Origin of the sequence: Duganella radicis, from assembly GCF_009720825.1 — a bacterium.
GTDB lineage: Bacteria > Pseudomonadota > Gammaproteobacteria > Burkholderiales > Burkholderiaceae_D > Rugamonas > Rugamonas radicis.
This window is the reverse complement of sequence record NZ_WNKY01000004.1, coordinates 58,344-78,901: the sequence shown is the minus strand read 5'-3', so window position 1 is coordinate 78,901 and position 20,558 is coordinate 58,344. Positions and strand designations below refer to the sequence as shown.

Annotated in this window: 16 protein-coding genes; 12 read left to right on the top strand and 4 right to left on the bottom strand. The window is 61.5% G+C overall.

Annotated elements, in window-relative coordinates:
• The first annotated feature begins 140 nt into the window (after positions 1–140).
• Positions 141–1,133 (top strand): DUF4351 domain-containing protein, encoded by a 993-nt coding sequence (locus GM676_RS32750; protein WP_170304237.1) that lies wholly within the window; start codon positions 141–143, stop codon positions 1,131–1,133.
• Between the two features lie 3 nt (positions 1,134–1,136).
• Here GM676_RS32750 and GM676_RS06435 read toward each other — a convergent pair whose 3' ends face one another.
• Entirely contained in the window at positions 1,137–2,048 is a 912-nt protein-coding gene (locus GM676_RS06435; protein WP_371866132.1) for a LysR family transcriptional regulator, read from the bottom strand.
• An 84-nt stretch (positions 2,049–2,132) separates the two neighbouring features.
• On the opposite strand from GM676_RS06435, the gene GM676_RS06430 reads away from it, so the two are divergent.
• The 3 genes from GM676_RS06430 to GM676_RS06420 all read left to right on the top strand — a co-directional run bounded on the left by GM676_RS06430 (position 2,133) and on the right by GM676_RS06420 (position 6,719).
• Positions 2,133–2,837 carry a histidine phosphatase family protein gene (locus GM676_RS06430; protein ID WP_155462606.1) on the top strand — a complete coding sequence of 235 codons (705 nt, stop codon included), beginning with the start codon at positions 2,133–2,135 and terminating at the stop codon, positions 2,835–2,837.
• 15 nt (positions 2,838–2,852) lie between these two features.
• Complete coding sequence (locus GM676_RS06425) at positions 2,853–4,067, top strand: acyl-CoA dehydrogenase family protein (RefSeq protein ID WP_155462605.1); 1,215 nt, start codon at positions 2,853–2,855, stop codon at positions 4,065–4,067.
• 150 nt (positions 4,068–4,217) lie between these two features.
• On the top strand, positions 4,218–6,719 hold the full coding sequence (locus GM676_RS06420) for a TonB-dependent receptor (protein ID WP_155462604.1): 2,502 nt from the start codon (positions 4,218–4,220) through the stop codon (positions 6,717–6,719).
• A 137-nt stretch (positions 6,720–6,856) separates the two neighbouring features.
• On the opposite strand, the gene GM676_RS06415 is transcribed toward GM676_RS06420, so the two are convergent.
• Together GM676_RS06415 and GM676_RS06410 are read right to left on the bottom strand one after the other, a co-directional pair.
• A complete protein-coding gene (locus tag GM676_RS06415) occupies positions 6,857–8,794 on the bottom strand; it encodes a sensor histidine kinase (RefSeq protein ID WP_155462603.1) in 1,938 nt (645 codons plus the stop codon).
• A complete protein-coding gene (locus GM676_RS06410; RefSeq protein ID WP_155462602.1) occupies positions 8,794–9,489 on the bottom strand; it encodes a response regulator transcription factor in 696 nt (231 codons plus the stop codon). The genes GM676_RS06415 and GM676_RS06410 overlap by 1 nt, the downstream gene beginning before the upstream one ends.
• Positions 9,490–9,604: 115 nt before the next feature.
• On the opposite strand from GM676_RS06410, the gene GM676_RS06405 reads away from it, so the two are divergent.
• The 7 genes from GM676_RS06405 to GM676_RS06375 all read left to right on the top strand — a co-directional run bounded on the left by GM676_RS06405 (position 9,605) and on the right by GM676_RS06375 (position 17,922).
• Positions 9,605–10,270, top strand: coding sequence for a hypothetical protein (locus GM676_RS06405; RefSeq protein WP_155462601.1), 666 nt, complete (start codon positions 9,605–9,607; stop codon positions 10,268–10,270).
• Positions 10,271–10,304: 34 nt separating this feature from the next.
• A complete protein-coding gene (locus GM676_RS06400) occupies positions 10,305–12,674 on the top strand; it encodes a DNA polymerase II (RefSeq protein ID WP_155462600.1) in 2,370 nt (789 codons plus the stop codon).
• A 9-nt stretch (positions 12,675–12,683) separates the two neighbouring features.
• Positions 12,684–13,466, top strand: coding sequence for an isocitrate lyase/PEP mutase family protein (locus tag GM676_RS06395; RefSeq protein ID WP_155462599.1), 783 nt, complete (start codon positions 12,684–12,686; stop codon positions 13,464–13,466).
• Between the two features lie 430 nt (positions 13,467–13,896).
• Complete coding sequence (locus GM676_RS06390; RefSeq protein WP_155462598.1) at positions 13,897–14,880, top strand: helix-turn-helix domain-containing protein; 984 nt, start codon at positions 13,897–13,899, stop codon at positions 14,878–14,880.
• Positions 14,881–15,374: 494 nt separating this feature from the next.
• Positions 15,375–15,782: a DUF1330 domain-containing protein gene (locus GM676_RS06385; RefSeq protein ID WP_155462597.1), complete on the top strand. Its 408-nt coding sequence runs from the start codon at positions 15,375–15,377 to the stop codon at positions 15,780–15,782.
• Positions 15,783–16,353: 571 nt separating this feature from the next.
• Entirely contained in the window at positions 16,354–17,289 is a 936-nt protein-coding gene (locus GM676_RS06380) for an alpha/beta hydrolase (RefSeq protein ID WP_155462596.1), read from the top strand.
• Between the two features lie 51 nt (positions 17,290–17,340).
• Positions 17,341–17,922 (top strand): YceI family protein, encoded by a 582-nt coding sequence (locus tag GM676_RS06375; protein WP_229262563.1) that lies wholly within the window; start codon positions 17,341–17,343, stop codon positions 17,920–17,922.
• A 458-nt stretch (positions 17,923–18,380) separates the two neighbouring features.
• On the opposite strand, the gene GM676_RS06370 is transcribed toward GM676_RS06375, so the two are convergent.
• A complete protein-coding gene (locus GM676_RS06370; RefSeq protein ID WP_155462595.1) occupies positions 18,381–19,196 on the bottom strand; it encodes a DODA-type extradiol aromatic ring-opening family dioxygenase in 816 nt (271 codons plus the stop codon).
• Between the two features lie 199 nt (positions 19,197–19,395).
• Here GM676_RS06370 and GM676_RS06365 point away from each other — a divergent pair, with 199 nt between their 5' ends.
• Entirely contained in the window at positions 19,396–20,304 is a 909-nt protein-coding gene (locus GM676_RS06365) for a LysR family transcriptional regulator (protein ID WP_155462594.1), read from the top strand.
• Positions 20,305–20,558 lie beyond the last annotated feature (254 nt).

Here is a 20,558-nt window from a genome sequence, read left to right as displayed (position 1 = left end):
GCGCAAGCTTATGCGGGAAATTTAGGTTTGCGACTTGCCCTTGTGTTTCCTCAAGGCACGCCAACGGGACCTCCAATTAGACTGGCTCGATGCCAAACACCGCGCCTCCCGCCCGCTATGACCTGCCATGGAAAACTGCCGTGACGCAGGCGTTCCGCGCGTTCATGTCGTTCTTTTTCCCCGAGGTCTGCGCCCAGATCGATTGGTCCAAACGGCCACGCTTCCGCGACAAGGAATTCGCGAACATGGGGTTTAGTGGCACACCGGACGTCTTGATCGCTGATATGCTGGTCGAAGTTTTCTTGCGCGATGGCGAATGGATGTTGATTCATGTGGAGATCCAAGCGCAACGGAACGCGTCGCTGGCGCGGCGCATCACGGCCTATAACTTCCGAATTTCCGATGAATATAGACGGCCCGCGATTAGCGTGGTGCTACTGGCCGATGATGATCCTCATTGGCGTCCGCATGCTTTCCACCGGCAGATGTTGGGAATGACGGTGGATGTTTCCTTTCCCATGGCTAAACTGTTGGATGGTGCAGGTCGGGAGGACATCTTGCTGGCTTCGCGCAATCCGTTTGCCTTGGTCAAGCTGGCCCATCTGTGCACGCAACAGGCACATCATGATGCCGACAAGCTTTACGCCGATAAGTGGGATGTGACGATTCTGTTGTACGAACGTGTCAGGAGCAAACGGCGCATACTTGTTTTCTTTAAAGTGATTAACTGGATGATGGCTTTGCCAGAGCCATATCAGGAGCGCTATTGGCGAGCTATACGTTTGTGGGAAAAGGAGCGCAACATGGAATGGATAAGCCCATTGGAGCAATCATTCATCGATAAGGGATGGCGGAAAGGTTTGCGGGCCGGTCTGAAAACGGGCCGACAGGAGGGCCTTGAAGAAGGTGTTAAGAAAGGCTTGGAGCAGGGACTGGAGCAGGGGCTAGAGCAGGGGTTGGAGCAGGGGCGCACCGAGGGGGCGGCGGCGGTGCTTGAGAGGCTGCTGACGAAACGGTTCGGGCCTCTGTCCAAGACGGCCAGGAACAAGCTGGCCAAGGCGAGTCTGCAACAGCTTGCCGCCTGGAGCGATGCGCTTCCGGAAGCGCAATCGCTGAAACAGGTATTGGGATAGCGCTCAGGTGCCGGCCTGCATGGCGGTGGTGACCTGCGTGCGCAGCCAGGTGTTGGCAGGATCAATATCGACGTTGGCGTGCCAGTAGAGGTAGACGTCCAGCGACGGCATGTCCAGCGGCACCGGCAGGATCTGGTTGTTGAATTGCTGGTTGACGATGCGCGCCAGACGTTCGGGCATGGTCAGCGCCAGATCGGTTTCGCTTACCACGCGACAGGCGGCGAAGTAGTGCTGGCAGCGCAGCCGTATCCGTCGTTGCAGCCCTTGCCGGCTCAGTTGCACGTCTTCCAGCCCCGGTCCGCGCCGCCGCGAGCTGGTTTGAATATGCTCCAGTTGCAGATATGTTTCCAGCGACAGCGCGCGCCGCTTCACCAGCGGATGGCCGCGCCGCACCAGCACCACGGTCTTGTCCCCCGCCAGTTGCGCGCGGCGGATGTCGTTCGACAGCGGCAGCAGCACATCGATGGCCGCGTCCAGCGTGCCGGCCGCCAGCTCGCTTTCCAGCTCGCGCCGGCTGACCTGCAAGGTGTTCAGCGTGGCCGACGGTGCCTCGTGCGCGATGCCGGCCATCAGCGGCGGCAGCACGCTCGCTTCCAGCACGTCGCGCACGGCCAGCGAGAAACCGCGCTCGCTGCTGGCGGCATCAAAGCGCGCCGCGCCGCTCAAGGTCACTTCAAACCCGCGCAGCGCGCGCCGCACCGGTTCGATGATGGAGCGCGCCAGCGGCGTCGCCACCATCACATGGCCCTGGCGCTCAAACAGCGGATCGTCGAACAATTGCCGCAAGCGGTTCAGCGCATGGCTGATGGCTGGCTGCGTCAAATTCATCTTCTGACTGGCGCGCGTGATGCTGCCCTCGGTGTAGATGGCCTCCAGCACGATGAACAGATTCAGGTCGACTTTCGATATATGCACAGTGTTTATCCAGATGAATTAATTCTATTCATTTGATGAATTATAGGCCAGCCGTTAAGCTACAAGCCTGAGAGAGGATGCGATATGGGACAAATTTTGCTGGTGCGCCACGGGCAGGCCTCGTTCGGCGCCGCCAATTACGATCAACTGTCGGAGCTGGGCTATGAGCAGGCGCGCCTGCTGGGGCAGTGGTATACCAACAGCCATCAGCCATTCCACAAGGTCGTCACCGGCGGCATGGCGCGCCACAGGCAGACCGCCGACACCTGCCTGGCAGAACTGCCCAAGCCACTGCTGGCCGACACCGAATGGATCACCGACGAAGACTTCGCCGAATTCGATCACCACGAAGTGCTGCTGCGCCACTGTCCGGAATTCGCCGATGCAGTCGCCTTCAAGGCGCTGCTGGCCGATCACGTCGAGCCGCCGCGCGCCCTGGAGCACCTGTTCCGCGCCGCCATGCAGCGCTGGATGGGCGGCTGGCACGATAGCGACTACACCGAAACCTGGCCCGACTTCCGCCGCCGCTGCGTGCGTGCGCTGGAACGGCTGGAGAACGGGCAGAGCGGCCACACCACCATCGTCTTCACCTCCGGCGGCGTGATCTCGACGCTGATGCAGCACCTGCTGGGGCTACAGGACTATCAGGTGATGGAAATGAGCTGGACCCTGGCCAACTGCGCCGTCACCAAACTGCTGCAACGTCCCGGCCAGATCACGCTGGGTTACCTGAACAATTACGCGCATCTCGAATGGCTGGGCCAGCCGGGCAGCGTCACTTACCGATAACCGGAGACATCAATCATGGATTTCGCATACAGCCCGAAAGTAAAGCAGCTCCAGGCCCAACTGACGGCCTTTATGGATGAACACATCTATCCCAACGAAGCCGCCTTCCACGCCGAAATCGACGCCAACCGCGCCGCCGGCAACGCCTGGGTGGCAACGAAAATCATGGAGGAGCTCAAGCTGAAAGCGCGCGCCGCCGGCTTGTGGAATTTGTTCCTGCCGGACTCCGAACACGGCGCCGGCCTCAGCAACCTCGAGTACGCGCCGCTGTGCGAAATCATGGGCCGCGTGCACTGGGCGCCGGAAGTGTTCAACTGCTCGGCGCCGGACACCGGTAACATGGAAGTGCTGGCGCGCTACGGCACGCCCGAGCAGCAACAGCAATGGCTGGCGCCGCTGCTGGACGGGCGCATCCGCTCCTGCTTCGGCATGACCGAGCCGGACGTGGCGTCCTCCGATGCCACCAACATCACCAGCTCCATCGTGCGCGACGGCGACCATTACGTGATCAACGGCCGCAAATGGTGGTCGTCCGGCGCCAACGATCCGCGCTGCGCCGTGTTCATTTTCATGGGCAAGAGCGATCCCGACAATCCGAGCCGCCACAAGCAGCAATCGATGATCCTGGTCCCGCGCGATACACCGGGCGTCAACATCCTGCGCCACCTGCCGGTGCTGGGCTTTGACGACGCGCCGCACGGTCATGCCGAAATCGTGTTCGACAACGTGCGCGTGCCGGCGGCCAACCTGATCCTTGGCGAAGGTCGCGGCTTCGAAATCGCCCAGGGCCGCCTCGGCCCCGGCCGCATCCACCACTGCATGCGCCTGATCGGCCTGGCCGAACGCGCGCTGGAGCAAATGTGCAAGCGCAGCCTGAGCCGTGTGGCCTTCGGCAAGCCGGTGGCGGAGCAGGGCGTCACGCTGGAACGCATCGCCGAAGCGCGCATCATGATCGACCAGGCGCGCCTGCTGGTGCTGAACGCCGCCTGCATGATGGACACGGTCGGCAACAAGGTGGCGGCCAAGGAAATCGCCATGATCAAGGTGGCGGCGCCGTCCATGGCCTGCCAGGTGATCGACTGGGCCATCCAGGTGCAGGGCGGCGGCGGCATGGCCGATCCCTTCCTGGCCCACGCCTACGCCAGCGCCCGCTCGCTGCGCCTGGCGGATGGCCCGGACGAGGTGCATCGCTCGCAAATTGGCAAAATGGAACTGTCGCGCTACAAATAATCTTGTCCCGGTTAAGGTAATCGTTTTCCGCGCACTTATTTTTAATCTGTTGCGCGGTTTTCCCATACCTGTTGACTTCTTTTTCGCGCTGATTTAATCTTGCTCGTCACTTAAGTTAAACGATTAACTAAAACTACAACGGAGACGACCATGAGAAAACCCATCCACCTGACGCCGATGGCTGCGGCGCTCGGCCTGGCCTTGCTGTCCATGAACGCGCAGGCCCAACAGGAGGAATCCACCACCAAACCCGGCACGCTGGAGACTGTCGTGGTGACCGCGAATAAACGCGTCGAAAAATTGGAAAGCGTTCCAATGGCGATTTCCGTCATGAGCGAGCAGGAAATCCAGCGCACCAATATCCGCGAGATCGAGGACGTGGTGGCCATGATGCCATCGCTGACGCTGAACTCCGGCACCACCGCCGCCAACAACGCCATCTTCATGCGCGGCATCGGCACCGTCTCGGTCGGCATCGGCGTCGAGTCGGACGTGGCGGTCATCATTGACGACATTCCCATCGCCACCCAGTTCCAGGCCTTCAAGGACCTGGCCGACGTGTCGCGCATCGAGGTGCTGAAAGGCCCGCAATCCACGCTGTTCGGCAAATCGGCGGTGGCGGGGGCGGTCAACATCGTCACCAAGTCGATTTCCGGCCCGATGGTGTACCGCGCCAGCACCTACCTGACCAACGACAATGAGTGGCGTGTCAACGCCTCGGCCGGCGGTCAGCTGGACGAGCACTTCGCCATGCGCCTGTACGCCGGCAAGACCCGCATGCCGGGCAACTTCCACAACCTCACCGACGGCAAGGACGTCAACGGCTCGGGCGGCAAGACCTTCATGGCCAAGTTGCAATGGAATCCCATCGAGAGCGTGCAGGTCGACCTGACCCCGCGCTATAACTACCAGGAAAATTCGCGCGGCGTGACCGCGGTGAACGGCTTCTTCCTGCGCACCGGTTCGCAGGCAGCCGGCACCCTGGTGTCCACGCCGATCGGCCTGGACGGTGTCTACCTGAACGGCAATCCGCAACTGCCGGCATCGGTCCTGATGGCAGGCATCAATGTCAATGATCCGGGCAACCGCAATGTGCGCCGCGACTTCCCGACCGGCCTGATCTCCAGCGACCGCGGCGTCGGCCTGAAAGTGTCGTGGACCCTGCCGAACGACGCCACCCTGATGTCGATCAGCTCGTGGAGCAAATACCTGGCCAACGACTTCCGCGACCAGGACTTCACCGACAAGCCGACCATCGCGGCGGCCGGTTCGACCATCCCCACCATCGGCAATTACCAGTTCGGCACCTACGACATCCGCTCGAAGACGCAGGAGATCCGCTATGTCTCGCCGGACACCGGCACCTTCAAATACGTGGCCGGCCTGTGGCTGGCGCATAACGAAATCTACCGCCACTTCATCCGTGGCTACTGCGTGGCGCCGATGACCTGCAACGCCAACTCGCCATCCAGCCCGACCAACTACTACACCGACATCTACAACACCAACAAGGCCATCTTCGGCCAGGCGTCGTGGGAATTCGTGCCGACCTGGACGCTGACCGCCGGCGTGCGCTTCAACGAGGAAATCTCGGGCTACCACTACAAGCGCAACTTCTACACCGACCAGCTGGATGAAGCCTCCTTCAAGCCAGGCCCGGTGGGCGTGGACCAGTTCGAAAGCTACGGCAACAGCGACCCGGCCACCACCGGCAAGCTCAGCTTGCAGAAGCAGATCACGCCGGACTGGATGGTGTACACCCAGGCATCCACCGGCTACAAGGGCGAGGCGTATGACGTCACCTCGGGCCTGAAAGCGGCGGCGGCCTTCCCGGTCAAGCCGGAAACCAGCCAGAGCTTCGAGATCGGCACCAAGGCCAATCTGTTCAACAACCGCATGTCGGTGGCGGCCACGTACTACAACTCGGACTTCTTCGGCTACCAGCAGAACGTGACCTATGTGCTGCCGAACGACCCGACCATCTACAGCCAGCTGAACTCGATCCCGCACATCCGCACCCACGGTTTCGAGATCGACGCCAACGCGCTGGTGGGTAGCGGCCTGAACGTGAACGCTTCGCTGGCCTTCACCTTGCCGACCATCGAAAAGTGGGCCAACGGTCCGTGCTATAGCGATTCCACCAACGTTGCCGTGAACGGCACCAAGCTGGCCGCCAACGGTTCGATCGCCGGCCAGAACGCGGCCTGCTTCCCGATCACGCCGGGCTCGACCACCGGTGTGCAGAATCTGGACAACTCGGTGTTCCCGGGCACGCCGAAGATCAAGGCCAACCTCGGCGCCAGCTACGACTTCAACATTCCATCGACGCCACTGCGCGGCTTCGTGAATGCGAACGTGCGTTATCAAAGCGACTACCTTACCAACATCAACAACGACCCCAACGCGCGTAACAAGGCATACAGTATTACCGATTTGGGCTTCGGCGTACGTTCGGCCAACGATAGCTACAAGCTGAGCTTCCGCGTCAACAACCTGTTCGACCGCTTCTACATCCCGAACGCCAACGCCAGCGGCCCGTCCTCGTTCCGCGCCGGCCCGACCGCGACTTCGCCGCAGGTGACGGCCAACAGCTGGGTGCCGCCGCGTGACGTATTCCGTTATTTCAGTGTCAAGCTGGATGTGAAGTTCTGAGTGATATTCGCCGGGTGAATCTCTGGCATCAGAAAGATAAATTGGATTAATGGTCGAGTAAGGCGCATCATTCACCTGTCTCCTCTATTCTCCTCCAAGGAAATAGATTTAGCCCGCTCCCTGAGCGGGCTTTTTTTTTATCCCTTGCGGACCAGCGGCAGCCAGAGGGTGAACAGGGTGCCGGCGGGGTTGGATTGCCAGCTCACCTTGCCGTCCACCGAGGCGGCGCGGCGTTGTTGATTTTGCAGGCCCCGGCCGCTGGCGCCATGCAAAGCTTGCGCCACGTCGAAGCCGCCGCCGTTGTCGGCGATGTGCACTTGCACGCCGTCCGCGCCGGCGGTGGTGCCGACCCGGATTTCCGTCGCCCGGGTGTGGCGCAGAATGTTGGCGATGCTCTCCTGGATGATGCGCAGGATGTGCAGCGCGCTGGATGGATTCAGCCATGGCAGCGTCGGCAGTTCGCGCACTTCCCACAGCAGCTGCACGCCCGTGCCTTCCAGGCGCGGCTCCAGCCGGAAGCGCAGGGTGGCCAGCAACAGCAGCAGGTCGGCCTCCACCGGCTCCATCGAGTCGATGGTCAGCTTGAGGTCATCCAGACAATCTTTCAGAATTTGTGACACCCGCGCTTCGCTGATATCGCCGCGCTCGACCGAACGGATGGCGCTGATCAGCGAGGAGCCCAACCCATCGTGCATATCCTGCATCAGGCGCTGGCGCTCGTCGCTGATGGTCTGGCGCAGTTCGATCTCGCGCAGGCGCTGGTGGCTGGCTTCCAGTTCCGCCTCGCGCTTTTCCAGCCGCTCGGCCAGGCTGGCGTTGACGCGCTCCACCTCCGCGATCGCATCCACATAACGCCGGTACATCAGGATGCCGAAAGTGATGAAGCACACCGCCGGCGCATACGCTCCCAGATACCAGCCTTCCGCATTGATCACGTTGTTCTGCAACAGCCAGTCGGTCATGCCCATGGCGGTGCAGGCGAACATGCCATACACCACCAGCCGCCCCTCGGCCGAATGGCGCCACGCGCAAATGCCGCCCACCACGCAGGCCAGCAAGCTCATGGCCGGCGCCACCAGATAGACGAGCGGCGTCACGGTCGGCATATTCGGCAACACCGCCAGCACCGGCAAGGTCAGTACGCCGATCGCCAGCGTCACCGCCACCAGCCCGCGCGTCAGCCAGACCAGCGGCCGCTGGTGCAACTGGCACAGGAAGAAGTGCACCGCCAGCACCAGCCAGAACAGCGAGTTCACCGTCAGCCAGGCGAACCAGTCGTTCTCCACCCGCAGGTCGACATAGAAATGCAGTCCGCGCAGGAAGGCCGTAGCCGACAGGTTGAAGAACAGCAGGTAGGCGACCTCGTGCTGGCGGCGCAGCCAGACGAACAGGGCAAACACGCCCACCGCCATGAAGGCCGCGCTCAGCATGCCCGGCAATTGCTGTTGCAGCCACATGCGGATGTGATACGAGGAGCGCAGCACATCGGCTGGCCCCAGCCGCAGCGACGACACCGCCGTCTGCGAGGCATGGCTATGCTCCAGCCGCAGCAGGATTTCGCGCACCGGCGCGTTGCTCTGGCGCTGGTCCAGCGTGAACCAGAGTGGCGTGCGCGTACTGTTCCACGATGGTCCGTTCTGCTGGGCCTGGTGCGCCAGCTTGCCGTTGATGTAGACCGCGATGGTGCCGTCGGTCTTGACGCGGATGCCGTACACCGCCAGCGGGCGCGCGTCCACCGGCAGATTATCCACCGCCACTTTCAGCCAGCTCACGCGCACGGCCTGCTTTGGCTGGCCGCTGGTGCCGGCCTCGGCCTGCCGAAGCAGGGCGATCGAGGGGCTGAACGGCAGCGACACCAGTTGCCACGCCGGCGGCAGCGTGGCGCTGTCGATGGTGGCCGGCGGAGGCGAGTAGGACGGCGCGGTGGTTTCCTGCCAGCTGGCCTGGGTCAGGTGCAGGCTGGCGGTGGTGCCGCGGCCGCCGTCGTTATCGAGATACAGCGAGGCCGCCGCGATCAGCACGGCCACGGAAAATAACAGCAGCAGGTTGGCGAGCAGCCGCGACGAACGTTCCATCAGGACAGCAGGCCCTGGGTGCGCGCTTCAAAGATGGCCTCGGCCTTGGATGTGACCTTGAGCTTGCTGTAGATGCGCCGCACGAAAGTGCGCACGGTGAAGTGCGACAGTTGCATCAGGTTGGCGATCTCGTGCACGGTGAAGCCCTTGGTGATGTAATCCAGCACTTCCTTCTCGCGTTGGGACAGCAGCGGCGGACTGTCTTCGCCGGCGCCGCTGCTGGCGCTGGCCGGCGGCACGGTCGGCGTATCGCGGAAGCGCGCCAGCACCTGGCGCGCGATGATGGGGCTGATCGGGCTGCCGCCGTTGGCCAGGCTGCGGATCTCGTCGCTCATCTTGGCCGGCGAGCTGTCCTTGAGCAGGTAGCCGGCCGCGCCGGCCTCGATCGAGCGCATCACATGCGTCTCGTCGCCGAAGTTGGTACTCACCATGATGCTACAGCTGGGCCAGTGCAGGGCCGCCGCGCGGATCACGGCGATGCCGGAACCGTCCGGCAGGCCCAGGTCGACCAGCAGCACGTCGGCCGGCGGGCCGGACAGCAAAGCCAGGCCCTCGGCCTGGGTGCCGGCGCGGCCCACCAGTTGCATGTCGGGCGAGTTCAGCACCACCAGGCTGAGGGCGTTGCTGAAATCGGGATCGTCCTCGACGATGGCGACGTGGATCGGGCGGGTGTCTGCTGGTTCGGTGTGCTTCATGCGGCCATTTTACGCCGGATGAGCAGGCCCACGGCCGGATGTAGCACTTTCGTGCTACATACAAGGGCGAACCGGCAACCTAGAATACAACTGGTTTTATCACGCATGACCATCGATGCACCTCTCCAATACTCTGCCCGCGCCGGGCGCCCGTCCGTGGCGCCGTCCCATGCTGGAATTGTCGCTGACCGGCCAGCCGCGCTCGTGGCAGGTGCGCGAGCATCGCTACCGCTGCAATGGTTACGGCCGCGCGCGCTGGGGCATGGACCTGCCCACCGTGATGGGGATCGTCGCCCGCGAACATCCGCGGGCGGAGGGCGCGCCGCGCTACGAAATCGACAGCCTGAGCGGCGAGCGCCGGCTGGAGCTGACGCTGCCGGCGTTGCCGCCCGGACCCGGCCCGGCCCGCCTGCGCTATATCTTTGGCGCCGAATGCGGCCGCCTGTGCGAAATCCATCTGCACTGGATCAGCGGCGGCGACCCGACGCATGAGGAACGCTTGCCGCTGGTGCAGGCCGCCAGCCGCCTGACTGGCGATCTGATGAGCTATCGCTGGTCCGGCCTCAGCACGGTGCGCGGCGCCGTGCGCGGACCGGGCGCCTTGCTGCTGTTCTCCGGCCGCGACGAGGATGGCGCCACGGTTGAAATCAGCCTCGACGGCGTGGCCTTCGACGTCGAACGACCGGGCACGCCGGGCCGGCCGGAGCACCGTCCGGCGCCACGCGGCCCGGCGGCCTTGCGGCTGTCGTACAAGGCGGGAGGCTGGGCGCAGCTGGATTAATGCAAACTGTATGCGCATACAGTATAATTCTGACATGTCGCATACCGCACAAACCGGCTTCATCCTGACCCGCCACTGGCGCGACACGCCCACCGGCACGGAGATTGATTTCTGGCTGGCGACCGACGCCGGCCCCAGGAAAGTCCGCCTCACCGCCCAAACCTCGGTTGCCTTTGCCGAGGCTTCCCTGCGCTCGGCCATCGAGGCGCAAATCAAGCCGGACGCGGGCATCGAACTGCGCGAACTGCAACTCAAGACGTTTCAGCAGCGGCCGGTGCTGGGCGTGTACGCCTCGCGCTACAAGCAGCTGACCGCGCTGGAGCGTAACCTGCGCGACCACGGCATCAAGCTGTACGAGGCCGACATCCGCCCGCCCGAGCGTTACCTGATGGAGCGTTTCATCACCGCCACCGTGCACACCGAGGGCGGCCACGCCAGCGGCGCCGTCATCCACAACTGCAAGCTCAAACCCGCGCCGGACTACCGGCCGACCTTACGCATGGTCTCGCTGGATATCGAGACCAGCGCCTTTGGCGACCTGTATTCGATCGCGTTGGAAGGTTGCGGCCAGCGCCAGGTCTACATGCTGGGCACGGCGCCGGCCGAGCCGCCGGCGCTGGATTTCGATCTCGAATACTGCGCCGCACCGCGCCAGCTGATCGAACGCCTGAACGCCTGGCTGGCGCGTCACGACCCCGACGTCATCATCGGCTGGAACGTGGTGCAGTTCGACCTGCGCGTGCTGCAAAAGAACGCCGACAAATTCAAGGTGCCGCTGGCGCTGGGCCGCGAGGGCAAGGCCATCGAATGGCGCGAGCATCCGGGCAAGCAGGACTACTGGTTTGCGCCTGTGCCCGGCCGCATCATCCTGGATGGCATCGATGCGCTCAAGGCGGCGTCGTGGATGTTCCCGTCGTACAGTCTGGAAAACGTGGCGCAGGCCATGCTGGGCGAGGGCAAGGAAATCGGCGATGACTACGACAAGATGGCGGAAATCGAACGCCGCTTCCATGAGGACAAGCCGGCGCTGGCGACCTACAACCTGAAAGATTGCGAGCTGGTCACGCGCATCTTCCACAAGGCCAATCTGCTGGCCTTCATGATCGAGCGCGCCACGGTCACCGGCTTGCAGGCCGACCATCTGGGCGGCTCCATTGCCGCGTTCAACCATCACTACCTGCCGCGCATGCATCGCGAGGGCTATGTCGCGCCGAATGTCGGCGACATCAGCGGCGGCGCCTCGCCGGGCGGTTTCGTGATCGACTCCAAGCCCGGCCTGTATGACTCGGTGGTGGTGCTGGACTACAAGAGCCTGTATCCCTCCATCATCCGCACCTTCCTGGTCGATCCGGTCGGCCTGATCGAAGGCGAAATCGCCACCGACAAGGCCGACGTGGTGGAGGGCGTGAACGGCACCGTGTTCTCGCGCGAGAAGCACTGCTTGCCGGCCATCACCACCGAAATCTGGAAGCAGCGCGACGCCGCCAAGCGCGCAAAAAATGAGCCGCTGTCCACCGCGCTCAAGCTGCTGATGAACTCCTTCTGCGGCGTGCTGGGCGCGAGCGAGTGCCGCTTCTTCAACCCACGGCTGGTGTCCTCGGTCACGCTGCGCGGCCACCAGATGCTGAAGCAGACGCGCGAGCTGGTGGAGGCGCGCGGCTACGACGTCATCTACGGCGACACCGACTCCATCTTCATCTGGCTGAAAAAGGAACATCCCAACCAGGAAGCGCTGGCCATCGGCGCCGAGCTGGCGGACTACATCAACCACTGGTGGCGCACCATGCTGAAGGAAAAGCACGGCCTCGACTGTCATCTGGAAATCGAATTCGACACCCACTACCAGAAATTCTTCATGCCCACCATCCGCGGCACCGACCTGGGCAGCAAGAAGCGCTACGCCGGCCTGATCATCAACAGCAAGGGCGAGGAAGAAGTCATCTATCGCGGGCTGGAAGTGGCGCGCAGCGACTGGACGCCGCTGGCGCAGCAATTCCAGCAAGGCCTGTTCCTGCGCATCTTCAAGGACGAGCCCTACCAGGAATATGTGCGCGAGTATGCGCGCAAGACCATGTCGGGCGCTTACGATGACCTGCTGGTGTACCGCAAGCGCTTGCGCCAGCCGCTGGAGGAATACAAAGTCAACGTGCCGCCGCAAGTGCGCGCCGCGCGCCTGGCCGATGAGTACAATCAATCGCAACGCCGCCCGCTGCGTTACCAGAACGGCGGCTGGATCAGCTACGTGATGACCACCGGCGGCCCGGAGCCGCTGGAAGTCATGCGGTCCAATATCGACTACGAACATTATCTGAGCAAGCAACTGCAACCGATTGCCGATTCCATCCTGCTGCCGATGAACGACAGCTTCACCAGCCTGACCACGGCGCAAGCCAGTCTATTTTAAGGAGACCGCATGAACCAATTCAAGCAACTGCACGACGGCAGCAAACTGCTGCACCTGCCCAACGCCTGGGACGCCGGCAGCGCGCGCCTGTTCGAAAGCCTGGGCGCGCCGGCCATCGCCACCACCAGCGCCGGCGTGGCATGGGCGCAAGGCTATGCCGACAACGACCATCTGCCGGTGGACAGCGCGATTGCCGTCGCCGCCAACATCGCGCGTGTGCTGACGGTGCCGCTGTCGGTGGATTTTGAAAACGGCTACTCGTCCGATCCTGGTCAAGTGGCGCGCAACGTGTTGCGTCTGATCGAAGTCGGCGTGGCCGGCATCAACCTGGAGGATGGCCACGACGCGCCGTCGCTGATGGTGGAAAAAATCCGTGCCATCCGCACGCTGGGCCGGGACATCTTCATCAACGTCCGCACCGACGTCTATCTGAAAGGCCTGGCGCCTGAAGGCGAGCGCGTGGCGGAAGTGTTGAAGCGCGCCGCGCTGTACAAGGAAGCCGGCGCCAGCGGCCTGTTCGTACCGGGCATTTGCAAGGTGGATGACATCAAGGCCGTGGTGGCCGGCGCCGGCCTGCCGGTCAACGTGATGGACTGGCCCGGCCTACCTTCGGCCGACGAACTGCACCAGCTGGGCGTCGCCCGCCTGAGCGCCGGTTCCGGCATTCCGCAAGCCCTGTGGGCAGTCGCGGCCGGCATGGCCAAAGACTTCCTCACCACCGGCAACGCCGGCCCCCTGATCGCCAAGGCCATGCCCTACGGCGACCTGCAAGCGCTGTTCGTCAAGCCTTAAGCCTGAAATCGGCGATGGACAGGGAGACAAATCTATGGACATCATTCCAGGCAATTGCATCATTGCAATGCCAATGGACTGCCAACTGAATAGCTCCAGGGCAATAGCGACGAACGGTTCGACGCGGTATCACCGATGGGAGCCACTGAACGGCTGCTGCAGTTACTGCAAATCATTGGTCAGGCCTATACTACGAAACGCGCTCTAAATCGCCAATTTCCGAGGCGTTATCGTCGCCTTGCGCTTACCATCGATGTGGCTCGGCGGCTAGGCAATCAGGACGAGTGGCTGTAGTGATGAAATATCCAATAGTTGAGGCGGGCCTTTGGCTGGCGCGATCGTAAGGTGAATCTAGGATTTGGTTGCGCCGGATGTTTTTGGCGGCATAGCCAACCTCAGGGATTATTCTTAAAGGTATGAATGGAAAAGCATGGATTATTCAAGAGGCATGACAGTGTCTATCAATGATACCCGCTCCAAAATCTGGTCTACTGAACAGTTGCCACCGGCTGAGCGACTGGACTACTGGATCGGTGCTATCTGCGAGGCTTTCCTGGAAATGCACGCATCGGCTTACAACGTCGAACACTTCCATGCCCGGCTGGAGGCGGTCTCACTGGATGCATTGGTGGTGAACTGCGTTACGCATACGCCCCAGAACATCTATCGGCGCAAGGCCGACATTGCCCGTAGTCGGGACAATTACAGCTATCTAATTTGCAACACCACTTCCGCCTGGCAGGTATCGCAGGAGCATATCGCCTCCCACTTGCTGCCTGGTGACATGGTCGTGCTCGATTCTCGCAGCCGCTATGAATTGAACTTCCCCACCTCGGCGAATACGGTATCTGTGCAGTTGCCAATTGGATGGCTGGAAACTTGGCTTCCCGCTTCGCAACAACTCTTGGGGCGTCGGCTCGACGGGCAGCAAGGTTGGGGGCTGGCCTTGCGCACCTTGTTACAGCAGCTGACCGTGGACAGCGTCGAAAGTCTGGTCTTGCCGGCGCGGCTCATCGCGGATCAGATCGGTGCGCTGCTGTCGCTAACCGCCCAGGCGCATACCTCAGGGGAGGTTGGTTCCAGCCGCAGTGGCGCCTTGGTGGAGAAGATCAAGCAAGGGATCCGAGTTCGTTGCGCCGAGCCGGGTCTGGTGGCGTCGTCCATCGCCGATGACGTGTGTGTGTCTGTACGTACTCTCCATCGTCACTTAGCTATCGCTGGCTGCACCTTTGCCGAGATCCTGATGACGGAGCGCATAGCCTTGGCGCACCGCATGCTCACTTCGCCGGCTTTTGTTAGGCTGAACATCGCTGAAATTGGCTATCGGGTTGGCCTTACGGACCCATCCCATTTTGCCCGGGCCTACAAGCGGCGCATCGGGGTCAGTCCGGCTCGGGCACGAACCAAGAACTGAAAACCTCCCCCGGAGGAAGCGGACTATCGGCAGCGCCCCAGCCCGACGCAAGCCGACGATGTCCGGCACAGTGACTGGCTGCTCCGGTCACTTGTCGATGCGCTCATGCGCCATTGATGTCATGGCGTTGACGGCGCCACCGCCGAGTCTATTCCATGCCGCATGGGAGGCGACCAGGGAGGGTCGCTCTGTCCCGATGCGTCCGCTTGGCTGGCAGCCAGCAGCCATTCATTGCCGCGCCGCCGCGTTATGCTCAAGCTCCTTTATTTCATGAAAAGCAGGCTAATATGCGCGACGTTCACGGCCTCGTGCACAGTGCCGGATACACCGGTGACGCCATGGAAGCGACGGCTTGGCAGACCCGTCAAGCTGGCCATATGGCCTTGCCCCAAGGCTTGTCGGGAGCTGCGGGTAAGACGGCTGGAATGACATCGGGCTGGTTGATGAGATCTCAGTCCGTCGAGCTTCCATCTTAAATATTCACTGGGGGAATAATGTATTGGAAAAGCAAATTACGTTGGCTGATGAGTGTGCCAATTATGCGTGCCATCGGTGCCGGCCACGGCATCTCGTCGCAGGCTGGCGCGACGACCGATGCAATGCCGTTGCCGTTACCGGCGTATTATTTCGCCGAATTCGATCTCCAAGACGCCGAAGCCATCAAACCGTATGTAGAGGGCGCCGCACAGACGGCCCTCGCGTATGGTGGGGTCTACCTTGCACGAGGAGGTCAGACCTTGGCCTTGGAGGGGGTTCCACCAAAGCGCATTGTCCTCATCAAATTCAAGAGTATGGCCGCCGCCCAGGATTGGTACCATTCGCCAGAATACACGGCGTTGCGCCCTTACCGCCAAAGATCGGGCATCACCCGCAACTTTGTGGTGGAAGGATTTCCGGACTGACGATGGTTAGGCGGTGCGCCCTCGCGCGTGTCAACGGCGTCGGGTCCTGGCAAAGGCGATGGTTGGAATATCAGAACAACCAAAGGTAGAACAGTAGTTGGCCGAACAGGGAGCACTTCCCTGCGTGCGGCACTGTACATGCCTGGCTTGGTAGCCCGACGACACAATCCTATACTGCATCAGTTTGCTGAGCGCTTGGTGATAAATGGCATGCTCAAGCGCCTGCTTGGCGATGACTTTCGCGAGAGCTTCCATCTTGCGACTTCAGCCAATTTCTGCAACCAAGCCTTGTTCAATGCGACACCGTAATTGGGCGGGAACCGCATTCTGTTCTCCATTACTGGCCGTTCGAAAACGCCAAACAGTCCCTCCGCTCTGCTTGATGAGGCGATTATCTAGCCCGCCGATCCCTTGAGGATAGGAAGCAGCCGGGGAGGTCGCCGCTCGGCACTTGCTGGACAGAGTGCGCGTCAAGTTGGCAGCATCCGACTATCGTCATGGCAGTCTTGAGCCAGCATGCCCATCCACATCCCCATAGACTGCTGGTACCCCAACAATCAAGGAGACCAGTATGAATCGAAGGACCTTTGCCAGTAATATTTCCGCCGGCATCGCCGGCGTTGCGCTAGCTGCCTGCGGCGGTAGCAACGCCGGCGCCACTAGCAAGCCAACGTTTGTGTTCGTGCACGGTGCCTGGCACGGCGGTTGGTGCTGGTCCGAGGTGGCACGCCTACTCGCCGAGCGTGGTTATCAGAGCGTGATGCTGGACTTGCCCGGCCATGGCCTCGACGCGCGCTTTCCCACCGCCTACACAGCCCGGCCGCAGAACGTGGGTGCGCTCGCCGTTGAGGTATCGCCGCTCGCCACACTCACCCTCAACGATTACCGTGATAGTGCGCTCAAGGTGATTCGTGCCTTGGTCGCCGCTGGCAGCGGCCCAGTGGTGCTAGTGGGCCACAGCTTGGGAGGCGCGACACTGAGCGCGGTGGCGGAGGCGGAACCGTCGCTAATCCGCCGGCTGGTGTATCTCACGGCCTTCGTGCCGGTGGTCTACCCAACGGCGATCCAATACCTGCAACAACCGGACTTTGCCGCCTCCGAGGTGCCGTCGCTTTTTGTCGCTGACCCCTCCGCAGTGACGGCGACGCGTATCAACCATGATTCGGCGGACACCAGCTACGTGGCAAGGGTGAAGAGCGCTTTTTATCATGATGTCGGCGACGTCGCCTTCGCGGCGATCGCTAACTTGCTCACGCCCGACGAGCCGCTGGGAGCCCTCACCACGCCGATCAACGCCACTGTTGCGCGCTGGGGAAGCGTGCCGCGCACCTTCATCCGCTGCACCGGCGATCGTGCCATTCCGATCGCGGTGCAGGACAAGATGATCGCGGAGGCCGATGCTTTCACACCAGGCAACACGTTCGCGCGTAGAACGCTCGCGACCAGCCACTCGCCATTCGCCTCAGCCCCAGCGGAGCTGGTGGCGGCGCTGACGTCGATGGCGTAGGTATTCGCCAAATTACCAGCTCTCTCTTTATCACACCAATTGGAATCGAAAATGAAACGTTTATCCGCACTACCAGCCCTTTTCATGCTGACGCTCGGAGGCCTGTCTTCCCCTGCCGCGCTCGCGGCGTGGGAATTGGATCCATCGCACACACATGTCGGCTTTCAGGCCAGTCATCTTGGCGTCACACATACCCCGGGGATTTTCCGTAAGGTGGAGGGGAATGTGATGTTTGACGACGCGAAGGTCGAGGCCTCGAGCGTAACCATCGTGATCGACGCGGCGTCGATCGACACCGTCAACGCACAACGCGACGCCGACCTGCGTACCGAGGCGTGGTTCGACGTCGACAAGAATCCGAAGATTACTTTCGTGTCGACTTCGGTGCGCCGTATCGACGACAAGAATTACGTCATTTCCGGCAACCTGACTATTCGCGGAAAGACACGCCTAGTCGACTTCAACACCGTGCTGACCAACCGCGTTGTGAATCCTTTCGTCAAGTTACCTGTTGTCGGCTTCGTCGGCAGCGCCAGGATTAAGCGCAGCGACTTTGGCATGACGCAGTATCTGGCGATGATCGCCAATGAAGTCGATCTGACGATCACCTTGGAATTGCTGCAAAAGCCTTGACCGTGACAACGGGCTGACAGGATGGCGCGATATTCGAATAACTGGCCATAAAGTATTCGCGATCACAACCCGGACAACATTACGCAGGCGGTAATCGTCCCCGTTGCGAATACGCCCGAACCGCCTTCAAGCAAGTGCAGACCTCGCTGATGCGCCACCTGCACAGTTTTGCACACGTGATTAAGCTGGCCGAGGGGGCTGATGGTAGACCTCGGCATCCTGATTGCGATCGAACAAATCTGCGATGACCAACGGCCAGCGTTCTCCTTGCGGTTAGTCGCGCTTGTCCTGTCGACGCCGATCTTCGTCCTGGGCCAAGCCGCGATCCACACTGCGCTGGTTGTCCGAGGCAAGTATCCTGGGGGGGATTGCTGGACGAGGCCAAGCGGGTTTAAGATGCGCGGTAAGATCCGGTGAAGTAATTTTATCGTGATGATGGGGCCCGGGAAGCCGTGCTGTCATACGCCGTCAGGGTAGGAGGTAGATGGTGAAATAGCTTGCCCGAACAGGAACGAGTCCATAGCCAGCATACCGTGCGAAATGCCGCCTTCCAGTACTGTAACCGGAAGGAAGTTGGGCGCCGCACCCGCGGCGATCAGCAGTGGCCAGTAATGCTCGGGGGTCGGGTGGGCCCGGCGTGCGTGTGGCGCGATGGCCATCGCCCGCCGGAGCTTGTCTTGGTCGCCGGCGGCCACCGCCGCAGCGATCCAGGCTGCGAATTCCACAACGTAATCTTCATCGCGGCCATGCTGGTTGTAATAGTCATCCAGGTTGTGCGTGAGACTACCCGAACCGATGATGAGTACGCCCTCCGCGGCAAGCGGTCGAAGTGCTTGCCCAAGCGCGAACGCGGCGTCGGCGTCTAACCTTGCAGGCATCGAAAGTTGCAGCACAGGCACATCGGCCTGCGGGTACAAGTGCATGAGCGGTACCCATACGCCATGGTCCAGGCCGCGAACGGTATCACCCTCTGCTCGATAGCCTGCGGCGCGCAATACATTGAGCGTGCAAGCCGCCAATTCCGGATGACCGGACGCAGGGTATTCGAGCTCGTATAACGCACGCGGGAAGCCGCCGAAGTCGTGGATCGTCGGCGGACGGGCCGACATCGTCACGCGCAGCACCGGCGTCATCCAGTGAGGCGAGACCACCAACATGGCGCGAGGCCGCTGCAGCGCTCGTCCAAGCGCGGCCAGGTGATTTCCGGCAATGCCGCTTTCAAGCGCATAGGTGGGCGCGCCATGTGAGATGTACAAACTGGGAAGAAGTTCCATGCTGATGTTCCTTGTAGTGTGCGGTATGTGAACCGGAGTATAGGATCGGGTAGATTGCAGATAAACCAGCCATTCCGGGATCAACTATTCCTTGAATCGAGACAATGCGCGGTCATGCGGGGCCAATGCCGGTTTGGGATATGCTATATGTCACCAAGATTCATCAACCTGAATTTATTGCTTCTGTGATCGAGATAAGATGGACAAATTCCTGGAGATGCAAAGCTTCGCCGCAGTCGTCGATGCCGGTAGTTTTGTCAAGGCGGCAAGCGCGCTGGGGATGTCCAAGGCCGCCGTTTCGAGGTACGTCGGCGATCTGGAGGCGCGACTTGGCGCGAGGCTCTTGCACCGCACAACGCGGCGCCTGGCCTTGACCGAAGAGGGAGAAGTGTTTCATGCCCGATGCAAGGAATTGCTGTCATTTATAGACGAGGCGGAGGCCGAGGTCAGTGCGGGGAATACAGACCCGAGCGGGCGGGTCCGCGTAAGCGCGCCGGTGACTTTCGGCATTCACTATTTAGCGCCACTCTGGGGAAAATTCAGAGCCTTGCATCCCAAGATCACCCTTGATGTGACCTTGTCCGATCGCGTGGTCGATCTCATCGAGGAAGGCTTTGACTTGGGAATCAGGATTGGCGTATTGTCCAATTCCATGTTGGTCAGCCGATGCCTGTCAACCACCCGCATGGTGATGTGCGCGTCGCCGCAATATCTCGCGGCGCGCGGCCGGCCTCGGCATCCCGCCGAGCTGCTCGATCATTCGATCATTGGCTATAACTACTGGTCGACCGGGAACGAATGGCATTTCGATGGCCCTCAAGGCAAAGTCAGCGTGCGCATCACGCCCTGTTTTCAGACCAACAGCGGGGATACCAACCTTGCGGCGGTATTGTCACATCAAGGCGTGACCTTGCAACCGTCGTTCCTGGTGGCGGAACATTTGCGTGCCGGCCGGCTCGTCGAACTCATGCCCGAATTCCGATCTGCCGAATTGGGCATCTATGCGGTCTATCCAACGCGTAAGCACGTGCCGGCCAAGATAAGATTGCTGATCGACTGGCTGGCCGACTCATTTCGGACCACGTCATGGTCCGATCAACGGACATAGATGGCGGGGGGGCTCATAAAAAAAACGAATTCGGCGTATCCAAAATATTTGCTGTTCACGCGCGCATGGATCAGGCCATTATGGCGTCGTATCAACGCACATCGAATGTGGGCTGCCAACTCCACCGGGCATGCGCGACGCCGAGCCAGATAGGTGCGACAAGGGGAGGGCCAAACAAGTTCCCGATAGAGTTTGGTCCGCGGCTCGCCGCGCATCAGCTCTCTCCGATCGAAATACGATAGTGAAAATCAAGG

Excerpts from the sequence above, each read along its gene's own strand:
- GM676_RS06430 (WP_155462606.1), top strand. The coding sequence starts at position 2,133 with ATGGGACAAATTTTGCTGGTGCGCCACGGGCAGGCCTCGTTCGGCGCC.
- GM676_RS06425 (WP_155462605.1), top strand. The coding sequence starts at position 2,853 with ATGGATTTCGCATACAGCCCGAAAGTAAAGCAGCTCCAGGCCCAACTG.
- GM676_RS06420 (WP_155462604.1), top strand. The coding sequence starts at position 4,218 with ATGAGAAAACCCATCCACCTGACGCCGATGGCTGCGGCGCTCGGCCTG.
- GM676_RS06415 (WP_155462603.1), bottom strand. The coding sequence starts at position 8,794 with ATGGAACGTTCGTCGCGGCTGCTCGCCAACCTGCTGCTGTTATTTTCC.
- GM676_RS06410 (WP_155462602.1), bottom strand. The coding sequence starts at position 9,489 with ATGAAGCACACCGAACCAGCAGACACCCGCCCGATCCACGTCGCCATC.
- GM676_RS06405 (WP_155462601.1), top strand. The coding sequence starts at position 9,605 with ATGCACCTCTCCAATACTCTGCCCGCGCCGGGCGCCCGTCCGTGGCGC.
- GM676_RS06400 (WP_155462600.1), top strand. The coding sequence starts at position 10,305 with ATGTCGCATACCGCACAAACCGGCTTCATCCTGACCCGCCACTGGCGC.
- GM676_RS06395 (WP_155462599.1), top strand. The coding sequence starts at position 12,684 with ATGAACCAATTCAAGCAACTGCACGACGGCAGCAAACTGCTGCACCTG.
- GM676_RS06390 (WP_155462598.1), top strand. The coding sequence starts at position 13,897 with ATGGATTATTCAAGAGGCATGACAGTGTCTATCAATGATACCCGCTCC.
- GM676_RS06385 (WP_155462597.1), top strand. The coding sequence starts at position 15,375 with ATGTATTGGAAAAGCAAATTACGTTGGCTGATGAGTGTGCCAATTATG.
- GM676_RS06380 (WP_155462596.1), top strand. The coding sequence starts at position 16,354 with ATGAATCGAAGGACCTTTGCCAGTAATATTTCCGCCGGCATCGCCGGC.
- GM676_RS06375 (WP_229262563.1), top strand. The coding sequence starts at position 17,341 with ATGAAACGTTTATCCGCACTACCAGCCCTTTTCATGCTGACGCTCGGA.
- GM676_RS06370 (WP_155462595.1), bottom strand. The coding sequence starts at position 19,196 with ATGGAACTTCTTCCCAGTTTGTACATCTCACATGGCGCGCCCACCTAT.
- GM676_RS06365 (WP_155462594.1), top strand. The coding sequence starts at position 19,396 with ATGGACAAATTCCTGGAGATGCAAAGCTTCGCCGCAGTCGTCGATGCC.